15 protein-coding genes are annotated in these 13,662 nt (G+C 42.6%); 12 read left to right on the top strand and 3 right to left on the bottom strand.

Annotated features, from left to right (window positions below):
* Positions 1 to 91: 91 nt before the first annotated feature.
* Positions 92 to 532 carry a putative signal transducing protein gene (locus tag DUL71_RS05865; RefSeq protein WP_112573664.1) on the bottom strand — a complete coding sequence of 147 codons (441 nt, stop codon included), beginning with the start codon at positions 530 to 532 and terminating at the stop codon, positions 92 to 94.
* Positions 533 to 586: 54 nt separating this feature from the next.
* Here DUL71_RS05865 and DUL71_RS05870 point away from each other — a divergent pair, with 54 nt between their 5' ends.
* The 4 genes from DUL71_RS05870 to DUL71_RS05885 all read left to right on the top strand — a co-directional run bounded on the left by DUL71_RS05870 (position 587) and on the right by DUL71_RS05885 (position 3,073).
* A complete protein-coding gene (locus tag DUL71_RS05870) occupies positions 587 to 1,534 on the top strand; it encodes a helix-turn-helix transcriptional regulator (protein ID WP_114937160.1) in 948 nt (315 codons plus the stop codon).
* Positions 1,535 to 1,656: 122 nt separating this feature from the next.
* Positions 1,657 to 2,112, top strand: coding sequence for an EVE domain-containing protein (locus tag DUL71_RS05875; RefSeq protein WP_114937161.1), 456 nt, complete (start codon positions 1,657 to 1,659; stop codon positions 2,110 to 2,112).
* A complete protein-coding gene (locus DUL71_RS05880; RefSeq protein ID WP_114937162.1) occupies positions 2,100 to 2,522 on the top strand; it encodes an SRPBCC family protein in 423 nt (140 codons plus the stop codon). Before DUL71_RS05875 ends, DUL71_RS05880 begins: the two co-directional genes overlap by 13 nt.
* 95 nt (positions 2,523 to 2,617) lie before the next feature.
* Positions 2,618 to 3,073 (top strand): GyrI-like domain-containing protein, encoded by a 456-nt coding sequence (locus DUL71_RS05885; RefSeq protein ID WP_112573656.1) that lies wholly within the window; start codon positions 2,618 to 2,620, stop codon positions 3,071 to 3,073.
* 117 nt (positions 3,074 to 3,190) lie between these two features.
* Here the strand turns inward: DUL71_RS05885 and DUL71_RS05890 are convergent, their stop codons facing one another.
* Together DUL71_RS05890 and DUL71_RS05895 are read right to left on the bottom strand one after the other, a co-directional pair.
* On the bottom strand, positions 3,191 to 4,525 hold the full coding sequence (locus DUL71_RS05890) for a dihydroorotase (protein ID WP_114937163.1): 1,335 nt from the start codon (positions 4,523 to 4,525) through the stop codon (positions 3,191 to 3,193).
* 103 nt (positions 4,526 to 4,628) lie between these two features.
* Positions 4,629 to 5,045, bottom strand: coding sequence for a winged helix-turn-helix transcriptional regulator (locus DUL71_RS05895; RefSeq protein WP_112573652.1), 417 nt, complete (start codon positions 5,043 to 5,045; stop codon positions 4,629 to 4,631).
* An 81-nt stretch (positions 5,046 to 5,126) separates the two neighbouring features.
* Between DUL71_RS05895 and DUL71_RS05900 the strand changes: the two genes are divergently transcribed.
* From DUL71_RS05900 to DUL71_RS05935, 8 genes are all read left to right on the top strand, one after another.
* Entirely contained in the window at positions 5,127 to 6,011 is an 885-nt protein-coding gene (locus tag DUL71_RS05900; protein ID WP_114937164.1) for an NmrA family NAD(P)-binding protein, read from the top strand.
* Between the two features lie 264 nt (positions 6,012 to 6,275).
* Complete coding sequence (locus DUL71_RS05905) at positions 6,276 to 7,628, top strand: DEAD/DEAH box helicase (RefSeq protein WP_114937165.1); 1,353 nt, start codon at positions 6,276 to 6,278, stop codon at positions 7,626 to 7,628.
* 9 nt (positions 7,629 to 7,637) lie between these two features.
* A complete protein-coding gene (locus DUL71_RS05910; RefSeq protein WP_091211280.1) occupies positions 7,638 to 7,904 on the top strand; it encodes a hypothetical protein in 267 nt (88 codons plus the stop codon).
* A gap of 8 nt (positions 7,905 to 7,912) precedes the next feature.
* Positions 7,913 to 8,245, top strand: coding sequence for a gliding motility protein GldC (gene gldC / locus DUL71_RS05915; RefSeq protein ID WP_090524371.1), 333 nt, complete (start codon positions 7,913 to 7,915; stop codon positions 8,243 to 8,245).
* Positions 8,246 to 8,254: 9 nt separating this feature from the next.
* Positions 8,255 to 8,692, top strand: coding sequence for a hypothetical protein (locus tag DUL71_RS05920; RefSeq protein ID WP_114937166.1), 438 nt, complete (start codon positions 8,255 to 8,257; stop codon positions 8,690 to 8,692).
* Between the two features lie 88 nt (positions 8,693 to 8,780).
* Entirely contained in the window at positions 8,781 to 12,236 is a 3,456-nt protein-coding gene (locus DUL71_RS05925; RefSeq protein ID WP_114937167.1) for a response regulator, read from the top strand.
* A gap of 2 nt (positions 12,237 to 12,238) precedes the next feature.
* The gene (locus tag DUL71_RS05930) at positions 12,239 to 13,069 is read left to right on the top strand and encodes a CheR family methyltransferase (protein WP_208645482.1); all 831 of its coding nucleotides are present in this window, start codon (positions 12,239 to 12,241) and stop codon (positions 13,067 to 13,069) included.
* The gene (locus DUL71_RS05935; protein WP_161964382.1) at positions 13,059 to 13,646 is read left to right on the top strand and encodes a chemotaxis protein CheB; all 588 of its coding nucleotides are present in this window, start codon (positions 13,059 to 13,061) and stop codon (positions 13,644 to 13,646) included. The genes DUL71_RS05930 and DUL71_RS05935 overlap by 11 nt, the downstream gene beginning before the upstream one ends.
* The last annotated feature ends 16 nt before the right edge of the window (positions 13,647 to 13,662 follow it).

Raw genomic sequence — 13,662 nt, forward strand, 5'->3', positions numbered from 1 at the left:
GTCTTTAGTTCTAAGTCGAGATTATATCATTATAAAAGATGAAGGCTCTTGACTAAAGACTTTCGACTTATGACTTCCGGCTTTAAAAGCGTTATTCAAAATCGCGCTGGCAGTTAAAACAATGCCAGGCCTTGCGGCTGTAAAAGGGGAATATCATCATCAAAAATGATATGATGGCTGTTAGCCAGTGAACCCGTTTTTCGGTTGCGGAACCATAGCGTACGTTGGTTGAGCCGCAGTATGGGCAGATCACGGCATTAAGCGTTTCGTCATCAATTTCTATATGGTCCTGGTCATGCAGATCGCCTTCTGCAGCTAAAATTTCACGGCAGCGTTCCAAGTCGCGCTCAAATATTTTTAGTTTAATGCCACCCACCGCCTGGTTGTAAAGCGGATTTGAACCTATGGTATTTTCATCAGCGATAAAGCAGGGGATGCCATAGCCCTCCAGTTTGGTACGAATGATGTGCGCTAACATCACATCGTAATAGGTTTCAAATGTTATGATCTTTTCTTCGGGTTCAGCAGCCATATTGTAGATAAATATTGATCAAAGGTAAATTGTTTTTTATTTAATTTGGACGCCATGAATCGCATCGACCGAATATCAGCTATTTTGATCCAATTACAATCACGCCGGGTAGTAAAGGCCGGTGATATAGCCGAAAGGTTCGATATAAGTCTTCGCACGGTTTATCGCGATATCAAAACACTTGAGGAAGCAGGGATCCCCATTATAGGTGAAGCCGGTGTTGGTTACTCCATAATGGATGGTTACCGCCTGCCCCCGGTTATGTTTACCCGCGAGGAAGCCACCGCGTTTTTAACCGCCGAAAAGTTTGTTGAAAAGCTTACCGATACATCTACTATGGCGCAATATCAATCTGCCATGTATAAGGTTCGGGCTATTCTGAAATCGTCAGAAAAAGATGCATTGGAAAACCTTGACGGCAGTATTGAAGTTTTGAAAAGCCATAGCCAGAAGCGGGCCGGAAATATTGATCACATCCAAACTATTTTAGATTGCATAGTTTGCAAAAAGATCATGTGTATTGATTACTTCGCTGCCCACTCACAGGAAAATACCAAGCGCGAAGTTGAACCGGTAGGTGTTTTTTTCCTGGATAGTTTCTGGCACCTGATAGCTTATTGCCGCCTGCGTAATGACTATCGCGACTTCAGGATAGACCGTATCAAAAAACTGTTGGTTACCGAAAAAAGTTACGTCAATAGCAAACACCCTACCTTAAAGGATTACATTGATAAAATGGCCTGCGAAAAACAACTTGAGCAGGTGGTGATAAAAGTTGATAAAGAAATTCACAGTTATCTTGACCATCAAAAATACTACGGTGGTTTTGTATCTGAAAAAACTATCGGCAACAAAATTGAAATGACCTTTTTGACTATTTCGTTAGAAGGTTTTGCCCGTTGGTATATGACCTTTGGCGATCGTGCGGAGATCATCAAACCTGATACCCTGCTGCAACGTGTGCGCGAAATCACCTCGACTATAGCCCAAAAAATAAAATAATTTTCATTCTTTTTTTCCTGCTGACATAAGGCTGTCACCAGGGCGCTGTTACTTTGTTTCATAATAGCAAGGACGGGACCTGTATTGGTTATGTTTTTGCTGGTAATTTAAACCATACACTTATGAAACATTGGATAGTTGTTGTATCAAAAGATCACATAAGCCGCGGTATTTCCGGAGGATTTATCCAGGCCAATCACGGCAAGCTTGCACCGCTAAAACGTATGGCGGTTGGTGACTGGGTAGCGGTGTATTCGCCTAAGCAAAAAATGAACGGCGATGAGCCTCTGCAGGCGTTTACAGCCATTGGCCAGGTGAGGGATGAGGATATCTACCAAAAACAAATGGCCATTGACTTTACCCCATATCGCCGCAACGTAAATTACTACGAATGTGCCGAGGCTCCCATCGCCCCAATGATTGATGAACTCGATTTTATCACCAATAAAAAAGCCTGGGGCTATAACTTCAGGTTTGGATTTTTTGAAGTTCCCGGCGCGGATTTTGAGAAGATAAAAGAGCAGATGATAATCGAAGATAAACCACTATTAAATAAAGCTACATTATGGAAAAACTAACAGTAAATGTGCAGGTGAAATTTAAAGCACCTATCGACAAAGTTTGGCAGGGATTAACAGATCCGGCCATGGTAAAGGAATATTTTTTTGGTACCAATCTGGAAACGAGCTGGAGGGTAGGGGAGCCCATTAAATTCAGCGGCGAATGGAATGGACACAAGTACGAAGACCACGGAACGATACTTGATATTGACCCGGGCGCCTTTGTGAAATATAGTTACTGGAGCAGCATGAGCGATACCGAAGATAAGCCTGAAAACTACGCCAACATCACTTATAACCTTACCGAAAATAACGGCGAAACAGAGCTGACGGTTACCCAGGATAACGTGAAAAACGAAGAAGCTAAAGCACATTCTGAACAAAACTGGACAGGGCTTTTCGAAGAATTGAGGAAGTTGATAGAGTAGTTTGTAAAGTTAAATAGATAGTTTATATAATTACTATAATTATTTGACTAAAAATTAATTATAAATAGATATAATAAATAGTAATGACTCCATTTATGGATAAAGCAACAATAAAAGGCTTCTTTTTAGTCGGGATTTCGGTGCGTACCACAAATCAGAACGGGCAGGCGATGAAAGACATTAGTGGGCTTTGGAACTGGTTTATGAGTGAACATGTTTTGCAGCAGGTAGTAAATCGCCTCAGTGATGAGATTTATTGTGTTTACACCGATTATGAAAGTGACAAGGATGGCTTTTATACCACAGTACTCGGTTGCAGGGTTGCCACAAAAGATAATATTCCTGAAGGCTTGATTTGCATAACGGTTCCTCCCGGAAGTTACAACCGGTATGTAGCTAAAGGCGCGCTGCCACAGGCTGTAGGCGAAACCTGGCATCAGATCTGGACAAGCGATATCGACAGACGGTATATGGCCGATTTTGACGTTTATGGCGATAGGTCAAAAGATCCTTCGAATGCAGAGGTTGAAGTGTTTGTTGGGGTGAATTGATATTGCCATTCACGTTATTGGTGGCATTTCTGGTGCAGAGATGACTTATGCCAATTGGCTAAAAAAGGGTTACAGAATTTTCTGTAACCCTTTTTTAGCCATAGATCATAAAAGAGATTATCTGTTAAAAGTCAATCGTTTACCGGGTTTATCTTCAATAAGGCTTCCGTTAGCGTAAGCAAGATTTCCTGATATCAATGTATAGGCCACCTGCGAACGGAATGTATTGCCTTCAAACGGGCTCCAGTTACATTTATACAGGATATTGTTCTTATTTACGTTCCATGGTTTGTTCAGGTCAACCAGTACCAGGTCGGCCCAGTAGCCTTCACGGATAAAGCCGCGTTTTTCAATTTGGAAAAGCGTGGCCACGTTGTGTGCCATTTTCTCTACTATCTGTTCAAGGCTTATTTTGCCATGATGATATAGCTCAAGCATGGCCGGTAAAGCATGCTGAACCAGTGGCCCGCCAGAGGGTGCCTGTAGGTAAGGCTGCTCTTTTTCCTCAATAGTATGCGGAGCATGATCGGTAGCAATAACGTCAATCCTTCCGTCAAGTACGGCCCGCAAAATTCCATCACGGTCCGCCTCTGTTTTTACTGCCGGGTTCCATTTAATGTAATTGCCTTTTGTGTCATAATCGGCATCGGTAAACCATAGGTGGTGGATGCAGGCTTCGGCGGTAATACGTTTATCTTTTAATGGAATTGTGTTGTCAAAAAGATGCGTCTCGCGCTCGGTTGAGATATGTAAAATATGCAGGCGCGTGTTGTGTTTTTTTGCCAGCTCAATAGCCATTGATGATGACAAGTAACAAGCTTCGGCGCTCCTGATTTTTGGATGCAAACGCACAGGAATATTTTCACCAAGCAGTTGTTTGTAATGCGCAAGATTACTCTTAATTGTTGCCTCATCTTCGCAATGCGTGGCGATCAACATTGGCGACTGCGCAAACAGTTTTTCGAGCGTGTTCGGATCGTCAACAAGCATGTTCCCGGTAGATGATCCCATAAACACTTTGATGCCGCAAACATTGCTGGTATCGGTGCGCAAAACCTCATCTAAATTGTTGTTGGATGCACCCATGAAAAACGAATAATTGGCCAGCGAATTTCGCGAGGCGATCTGGTATTTATCCTCCAAAAGTTCCTGGGTTAACGTGTTTGGAACTGTGTTTGGCATCTCCATAAATGAAGTAATACCACCTGCTACAGCAGCGCGAGATTCGGTATAAATATCGGCTTTGTAAGTCAGGCCCGGCTCACGAAAATGTACCTGGTCGTCTATGCAACCAGGAAGCAAATGCAAGCCTTCGGCGTTGATCACTTCGTCGGCTTGCTGATCGATCACTGAGTCGATTCGATCTATCAAGCCATCTTTAATTAATACATCGGCAACGTATTGTTTATGTTCGTTTACTATAGTGGCTGCTTTTATTAAGATTGTAGACATATTATGGATTTCGGATTTGGGAATTTCGATTTCGGATTTATTTTTCAGTAGGTCAAACTTACGAAGTTTTTAAAACTTCGTAAGTTTCGGCTTAAAACATCAATTACATTTCAGCAAAAGTTTCTTCGCTTGGGAACTCTCCCAGGCTCCTGTAAATGGGGTTGCCGCTCACCTCACTATCCTCAACCGCCCATTTAGACATAGCGTACATCACCGGCCTTAAACCCATGCCTGTTTCACTGAGGCGGTAGGTTACGTAAGGAGGTACAACCGGCTTGGCTTCCCGTATCAGCAGGCCATCGGCTTCCAGTTGTTTCAGGTGCTGGATCAGCATTTTTTCGGTAATGGTCGGGATTGATTTTTTTAATTCGCTGTAGCGTTTACTACCGGTGAGCAAATGAAATAAAATGATCGGTTTCCAATAACCGCCTATCCGCTCCATCACATAAGTTACCGGGCATTCCTTAAAGGCATTTTGTTTGTTTTCCTGTATGGTCGAGCTTTCTTTTATCGCAGTCATGATGATACATACTTTAGGGTAAGTACTTGTAAAAAAGTAAGTACAAAAATACCTTTGCTTTCAATAAAAACAAAACACATTATGAAAATTATAGTAACAGGTTCAACAGGAAATATAAGCAAACCCTTAACACAAACTTTAATTGCCGCAGGGCATAACGTAACAGTAATTAGCAGTAGTGCCGATAAAGTGGCAGACATCGAAGCGCTGGGAGCTACAGCAGCCATTGGTTCACTGGCCGATACCGATTTTTTGGCTGAAACCTTTACAGGTGCCGACACGCTTTACGCCATGGTGCCACCAAGTTTCATTGCCGAAAGTTTAAGAGCATACCAAAATGAAACCGGTAAAAGTTATGCCGAAGCCATCAGGCGTTCGGGTATAAAAAAAGTTGTCGCGTTAAGCAGCATCGGAGCGCATTTAGATAGTGGCGTTGGCCCTATAAAAGGGATCCATGATGTGGAAGGTATTTTGAGTGAAGTAGATGGTGTCGCCATCAAATTTATTCGCGCCCCATTCTTTTATATCAACTTCTACAGCAACATTCCGCTTATTAAACATCAGGGTATCATCGGCTCAAATTACCCGGCAGATGCAAGACTGATCATGGTACATCCCAAAGATATTGCCGCAGCAGTGGCCGAAGAACTGCAGCAGGATTTCACCGGCAAAAGCGTTCGCTACATTGTAAGCGATGAGTCGACTCCTGGTAACGCGGCAGCTGTTTTAGGTGAAGCCATTGGTAACCCCAATTTACCATGGGTTGAATTTACCGACGAGCAGCTTGCAGAAGGCTTGCAGCAAGCAGGCGTTCCACCCGAAATGACCCGCAACTTTGTTGAAATGGGTACCGCCGTAAGGAGCGCGAAAATCTGGGAAGATTATGATAAGCACAAGCCGGCTGCTAAGGGTAAAGTAAGTTTGCACGATTTTGCAAAGGAATTTGCGGCGGTTTATAATGCTTAATACAAGCAGGTAGGTAAAACCATGTCATTGCGAGGAACGAAGCAATCGCACGGAAGCAAAGCGACTCTATATAGCATGCGGTTGCCACGCTTCGCTCGCAATGACATGGTTTTATTTATTCTTGATCCCTGACTCCAGATCACTGCCACGCTTACACAATCATCCTGTTTCTTGATTCCTGCCATCTTGTTTTCCAAAAAATCCTGACATCGCCGTGTTTTCCGGGCATTGTTCCTACTTCAACAAAAAGCCTATCTTTGCGGCATGGCAGTAACCTTTGAAGATTTTAAATTTAACCGGCAAATTTTAAACGCGATAGCCGACGCCGGTTATACCGAAGCTACGCCTATACAGCAAAAGGCTATTCCGCCGATAATGAACGGGCAGGATGTAATGGGCATAGCACAAACAGGCACCGGAAAAACGGCTGCCTATGTATTGCCTATTCTCATGAGGTTGAAATACGCCCAGGGCGAACATGCCCGTGCGCTTATCATTTCGCCAACCCGTGAGCTGGCCATGCAGATTGAAGAAAATATCAAGGCATTTGCAACTTATACCGATCTGCGGGTTGTTTTATTGTACGGAGGTATCGGGCCTAAAACTCAAATTGAGCAGATAAAAAAAGGTGTTGATATCATTGTGGCTACGCCGGGCAGGTTTATGGATATTTACCTTGCCGGGCATATCATGACCAGGCCTTTGCAGGTATTGGTGCTTGACGAAGCCGATAAGATGATGGATATGGGCTTTATGCCCCAGATAAACCGTATACTGGAAGTGGTACCGGTAAAAAGACAAAACCTACTTTTCTCGGCTACAATGAGCGAGAAGGTACACCAGCTTTCGGCTAACTTCCTGGAGTTCCCGACGGTTATTGAGGTTACCCCGCAGGCTACTCCCGCACAAACGGTTAACCAGCACTTGTACCACGTGCCCAATATCAAAACCAAAATAAATCTGCTCAAAAGATTACTCGATAACGAAGGTGATATTACCAAGCTTATCGTTTTTTGTAAAACCCGTGCGGTAGCCGAAGATGTTTTTAAATTCCTGACCCGCAAGTTTGGCGAAGAAGAGGTGAAAGTCCTTCATGCCAATAAGGGACAAAATACACGTATCAACTCTATCAACTCGTTTAAAAATGATGATGTGAAGATATTGGTGGCTACTGATGTGGCCTCACGCGGTATTGATGTGAGCGATGTAAGCCATGTGATCAATTTCGATGTACCTGTGGTTTATGAAGATTACGTACACCGGATCGGTCGCACAGGCCGTGCGCTGCAGTCCGGCGAGGCTATTACTTTCGCTACGCCATCTGAAGAGTATTATATCCGCAAAATTGAAAAACTTATCAAGCAAACTATCCCTGTTGATAATATCCCCGATGATGTGTTTATAGAGGAAACCCCTTATGAGGAACGTCAGGATCAGGCCCGGGAGATAGATCTGCAAAAACGCAAGGAAGATCCGACTTTTAAAGGAGCTTTCCACGAAAAAAAATCGCTCAACCAGCGTAAAAAGTTTGATGCCAATAAGGATAAAGCTAAATATGGCTCGAAAGCGGCAAGGCAAGGTTCAGGCCGGTCATCTAAAAGCAAAAAACGACACTAAGCCCAATCAATGAAATTCAGATTTACCCCTTTAAATTTTTTTACCGCTTTTTTGGTAGCGGTGGCAGCCTATGTTTTTATTTATGGAGCAGGTATTGCCGGGCGTCCGCTTGAGCATTGGGGTGGCACAATCGGCTGGATCTTTTTATTGTTTGCCTTTGTGGTTTTTGTGATCGACATCATGTTCCGCAACTTTTTTATCGAAACCAAAAAGATATGGATGGTGGAGACATTCTTCATCGTCCTGGTTATAATTATATTCTTACTTGTTAAATAAAATTTGAAATGAAAACCGCTGAAATAAAGCTTACAGTTACGCTTGATGACAATAACGTTCCTGAACATATCCTTTGGGAATCAACCGACTCTACCAACAAAGAAGCATTGCCCGTAAAATCAATGATGCTTGCCCTGTGGGACCAAAGCTATAAAAACACTCTACGTATTGATCTTTGGACGAAGGATATGCCTGTTGATGAAATGAAACGCTTTTTCTATGAAACCCTGCAAACCATGGGCGACAGCTTTTTACGCGCAACCGGCGAAAAAAACATTGTAGAAGACCTGCGTGACTATTGTGCCCACTTTGCCGACAAAATGGAAATCACACAAAAATAACAACCTAATATGCGCCTTAGCTCAATTTTATCATTTGTAGGCTTTGCCCTGCTATTTGCTGCAACCTATTGTCCGCTTTTACGGGTATTCCATGTAACCAGCTGGAATATTTATAAGCTTAACCAGCCTTATGGCCTGGTGCTTTTACTGGTAGCCGTTGTTGGTATCATTGTATCGTTCCTTAACCAGGCTAAGATCATGCGCGTGGCTGCCTGGCTATCAGTAGTACTTGTTGTATTGCTACTTGCTGCTGCAATAATGAAAGTAAATTCGGCTTTCAGCTTTATTCCGTTTAAGGGGATTAATAAGTTTTTAACCAGCCAGCTTAAATTTCAATGGGGTTGGTATGTGATGTTTGCCGGGCCTGTTTTAGCATTAATTGGTGCTTTAAGCAGTAAGCCAAAAACATTTATACCTGTCGCTGCAGATACTGCTGCAGCTAATTAATACTCTCGCCGTGTTTAAAAAAAGCTGTAACTTTTACATTATAGCTTTTTTTAAACATATTTGTAATTCAGATTAATACAAATACTTGATGTTGAAATTTTCTTTCCGCCAGCAGGTTTTAGCGGGCTTTGTGGTATCAATTATCCTTGTTTTTATAGTTGGCATCCTGTCGTTTAACAGTTTACGCCAATTTGAGGACGATAATACCTGGGTTGAGCATACCCAAAAAGTTATCCATACATCAACTGGTTTGCTGCAGGAGTTAATCGATGCCGAAACAGGCATGCGCGGTTATGGAGCCACCAGTAAAAAGGTATTTCTTGATCCGTACAACGCCGCTTTACCTAAAATTGCGGAAGACCTGAGTACCTTAAAGGACATGGTTAGGGATAATCCGGTACAGGTTAAACGTGTCGATTCGATAAACAAACTGGTAAAAGAGCAATTGCTGATTCTTAAAACCAATATCGAAACCCGCGAAAGCCAGGGGCTTGATTATATGGTACAGCGCAATATGTTTTTAAATGGCAAAGAAAATATGGACCAGATCCGTATGCTCATTGACCATATGACAAATACCGAAGAGCGCTTGCTCAGCAATAGGAAAGAAAGCTCACAGGAGGCATCTACATTTGCTAAAATCGTAATTGCATGTGGCTCATTGATCTTCCTGATTATTATCCTGGTGCTGTTCTTTTATATTCAAAAAACTTTTGATCAGCAAAAGAAGATCGAGGAAGAAATTAGGGTTGCCAATATCGAGCTGGAAAAGGTACTTGCCGATAACGAAGCAAAAAACTGGCTGCTTACCGGTATAAGTCAGCTTAACGAAAAAATGCAGGGTCAGCAGGCTGAAAAAGAACTTGCCGGCAATATCATATCCGAAATTTGTAATTATACCGAAGCTGCAGCAGGTACTTTCTACCTGTATAATGAATCGGTAGATCGTTTGGAGTTTTATGCTTCATATGCTTTCCAAAATCCCGATTTTCTTAAAAAAACGGTACAACTTGCCGAAGGCTGGTTAGGCCAGGTTGCAAAAGATGGTAAGTCGGCTGTAATAAAAGGTCGGGTGAATGATAGGTTGGAACTATCTTCATCAATTATCAGGTCCGAATTATCAGAAAGTTTCATTGTACCGTTCTTCTTTGATAAAAAGCTGAAAGGCGTAATGGAGGTTGCTTTCAATGGCGAACTTGCCAATAACGATAAACAGTACATCATTGCTGTTACCGACTTAATCGCGATAGCTGTTAATACTTCACAGGCGCGCACCATCATGCACGACCTGTACGAAGAAACCCAGCAGCAGGCCGAGGAACTGGAAGCACAACAGGAAGAGTTGCGTGTTACCAACGAGGAGCTTGTTCAAAAAACAGAAGAACTACAGGCTTCAGAAGAGGAACTTCGCGTACAGCAGGAAGAACTGCGTACCACTAACGCCGAACTGGAAGAAAAAGCCAGCCTGTTAGAAGAAAAGAACCAGGCTATTGAGGAAGCCCGTCAGGCTATCAATCTTAAAGTTGATGAGCTGGAAACCACGGGTAAATATAAATCAGAGTTTTTGGCCAACATGAGCCATGAGCTGCGTACACCACTTAACAGTATCCTGGTATTGGCGCGTATCCTTAAAGATAACAAGCCGCTTAACCTTTCTGAAGATCAGATCAAATATGCCAGCGTGATCTTCAATGCAGGTAATGATTTGTTGACGTTGATTAATGATATCCTTGACCTTTCAAAAATTGAATCAGGCAAGCTGGATATGCAGAATGAGGATATTAAGGTTAGTGATATTGTTGGCGATATGGAAATGCTGTTTGCCGAAGTAGCCAGCAACAAAAAAATCCATTACACAACTAACATAAGCAAAGAGCTGCCGCAAACCATATTTACCGATAAGGTGCGTATTGAGCAGGTGATCAAGAACCTGTTAAGTAACGCCTTTAAGTTTACCGGCGAAAATGGTTCAATCTCCATAAACGTTAGGCCGGGAGTTAACGACAGAACTATCAGCTTTGCTATAAAAGATTCTGGTATCGGAATCCCTGCCGAGAAGCAGAAAGTTATTTTCGAGGCATTCCAACAGGCCGATGGTTCAACAAGCCGTAAATATGGTGGTACGGGTTTAGGTTTATCAATAAGCCGTGAACTTGCTTACCTTTTGGGTGGCAGCATAAGCCTGAGCAGTGAACCGGGCATTGGCAGCGAGTTTGTACTTACTGTACCTTACCAGGCTAAACTGGTAGCTATTGTTGAGGACGCGATATTACCAACAGCCGAAACCTTTAAAGCCACTGCCGAATTTTTAGCGCCGGTTAAAGCCGCGCAACGCGAACCAGGCAGAGAGCCTTTAGTAGTAATTGTTGAGGATGATAAAAACTTTGCCAACATATTACAGGATTACGCTCGTGATCATGGTTATAAATCGGTAATGGTTTATGAAGGCACCCGTGCGGTTGAAATTGTTAAAGAAGCCAAGCCCGATGCTGTGATATTGGATATTATGCTGCCGGGTAAAGATGGCTGGCAGATATTGAAGGAGTTAAAGAACGATGAAGATACGATGCATATCCCTGTCCACTTGATGTCGGCGGGGGATGCTGCTGCAAACCGTGTGCGCAGGGAAGGTGCCATTAACTTCATGAAAAAGCCGATCAATACCGAAACGCTGGATAAACTTTTTGCCGATATCATGGTACAAAGTGGTACCAGATTTAAACAGATCCTGTTGGTTGAAGATCACAAGGCCCAAAGCCAGGCCCTGAAAGACTTGATGCAAAGCCAGGGCATCACTGTCGATCAGGCATTTGACGGTGAATCGGCATTCAGGATGCTGCATGAAAATGAGTACCAGTGCGTGATCCTTGACCTTAACCTGCCTGATATTTCAGGTTTGGATTTGCTGGATAAGATCAAAGAGGTCGACCGCTTTGCTTCGTTACCGGTTATTATCAACACTGCTATGGAGCTTGATAAAACATCGGTTAACAGGCTGATGCACTATGCAAATGCCATGGTGGTTAAAACCAACAAATCATCCGACAGGCTTATTGACGAGGTTAACCTGTTTCTGAACAAGATTAGCGAGAGCTCGAATACACAGCCACAACAAGCATCGCCGGCAGTTCCGGTTAAGCCTAAGATTATAACCAAGAGCAAGGATGCCATTAAAGGCAAAAAAGTGCTTATTGTTGATGATGATATGCGTAATATTTTCGCATTGAGCAGTGCCCTGCAAAGTTATGACCTGAACGTAGAGATTGCGAACGATGGGGAAGAAGCTATAACCAAGCTTGAGGAAATAAAAGATATAGATATTGTGCTTATGGATATCATGATGCCTAAAATGGATGGCTATGAAGCTACAAGGCATATCCGTAAGCAAAACAAATGGGCTAAGCTGCCCGTAATAGCATTAACTGCAAAAGCAATGAAAGACGACCGCGAAAAATGTATTGCGGCCGGCGCTAACGATTATATCACCAAACCGGTTGATATGGACAGGTTGATTTCGTTGATGCAGTTGTGGCTTGAAAGTTAATTATGGATACAGCGCAGGGAATCATATCAAATGCACAGGTTCAGGAACTTATTGATATTGTAAGAAAAGTTCACGGGTTTGATTTTTCGGGTTATACCAAAGCATCATTAAAACGGAGGTTAACCCGTATCATGCTGCTTAATAAGTTTGAGTTTTACGACCTTAAGCATGTGCTTATTAATGACTCGGATTTTTTTCAAGGCTTTTTGGAAGAAATAACAGTTAACGTAACCGAGATGTTCCGCGATCCTTCGTTTTATAAGGCTGTTAACGCACAAGTTGTTCCATATCTTTCAACTTATCAGCATGTGAAGATCTGGAGCGCAGGCTGTTCAACCGGCGAAGAGGTTTACTCTATGGCCATATTATTAAACGAGGCCGGTTTAGGTAAAAAGTCGTTTATATACGGTACAGATATTAATACCGAGGTTTTACGGGAAGCACGTAAAGGTATTTACAGTTTACGCAATATAAAAAGCTATGCCGAAAACTATCAGTACACTGGTTTGAAAGGTTCAATTACTGATCATTTTACCATTTTGTATGATGCCGCATCAATACACAATGAGTTAAAGCAGAATACGTTGTTTTCGGTACATAACTTAATATCTGATACTGTATTTAATGAGTTTCAGATGATAAGCTGCCGGAATGTTTTTATTTACTTTGAAACATTTCTGCAGGAACGGATCCTGGATCTGTTTTATAAAAGCCTTTGTCCGCTGGGTTATTTATGCCTCGGCAGCAAAGAAACTATCCGGTCCGATTCGTTCAAGAGTAAGTTTAAGGTGATCAACCAAAAGGAAAATATCTATCAAAAAGTTGGGACCTGATAAAAAATTACTGGAGAGATGGCATGACGCCCAAATAGTTTTATTTGGTGGTTCGGCGGGCTCGTTCAAAATTTTGTTCCGGATCATAAAAGATCTTCCCGAAAAACTGGGAAAAACCGTAATCCTTATCATTCACAGGAAAAAGAATTTTTTCAGCGAAATAGAAAAACTATTTTCTGAGAATAGCCGTATGTACATGCGCGAAATTGAAGATAAGGATATTCTTAAAACGAATACCATGTATATAGCCCCGGCCAATTACCATACGTTAATTGAGGACGGGGGATATTTTAGTTTAGATGTTTCGGAGCCGGTTTGGTATTCAAAGCCATCGATAGATGTTACCTTTGAAAGCGCAGCCGAGGTTTATGGCAATAAATGCGCTGCCATTTTACTCTCGGGTGCCAACCAGGATGGTGCAGGTGGTATGCTGAAATTGCGCGAAAGCGGTGCACTCACTATAGCACAGGAGCCCGCTGACGCAGAAATGCCTGAAATGCCACGGTCGGCTATTAACCTGGGAGCAGCCGACTATATTTTGACACAGGATGAGATTTTTAAGCTTTTACTATCGTAACAATCACCGCCCCCTA

It is taken from the genome of Mucilaginibacter endophyticus, assembly GCF_003351025.1.
GTDB lineage: Bacteria > Bacteroidota > Bacteroidia > Sphingobacteriales > Sphingobacteriaceae > Mucilaginibacter > Mucilaginibacter endophyticus.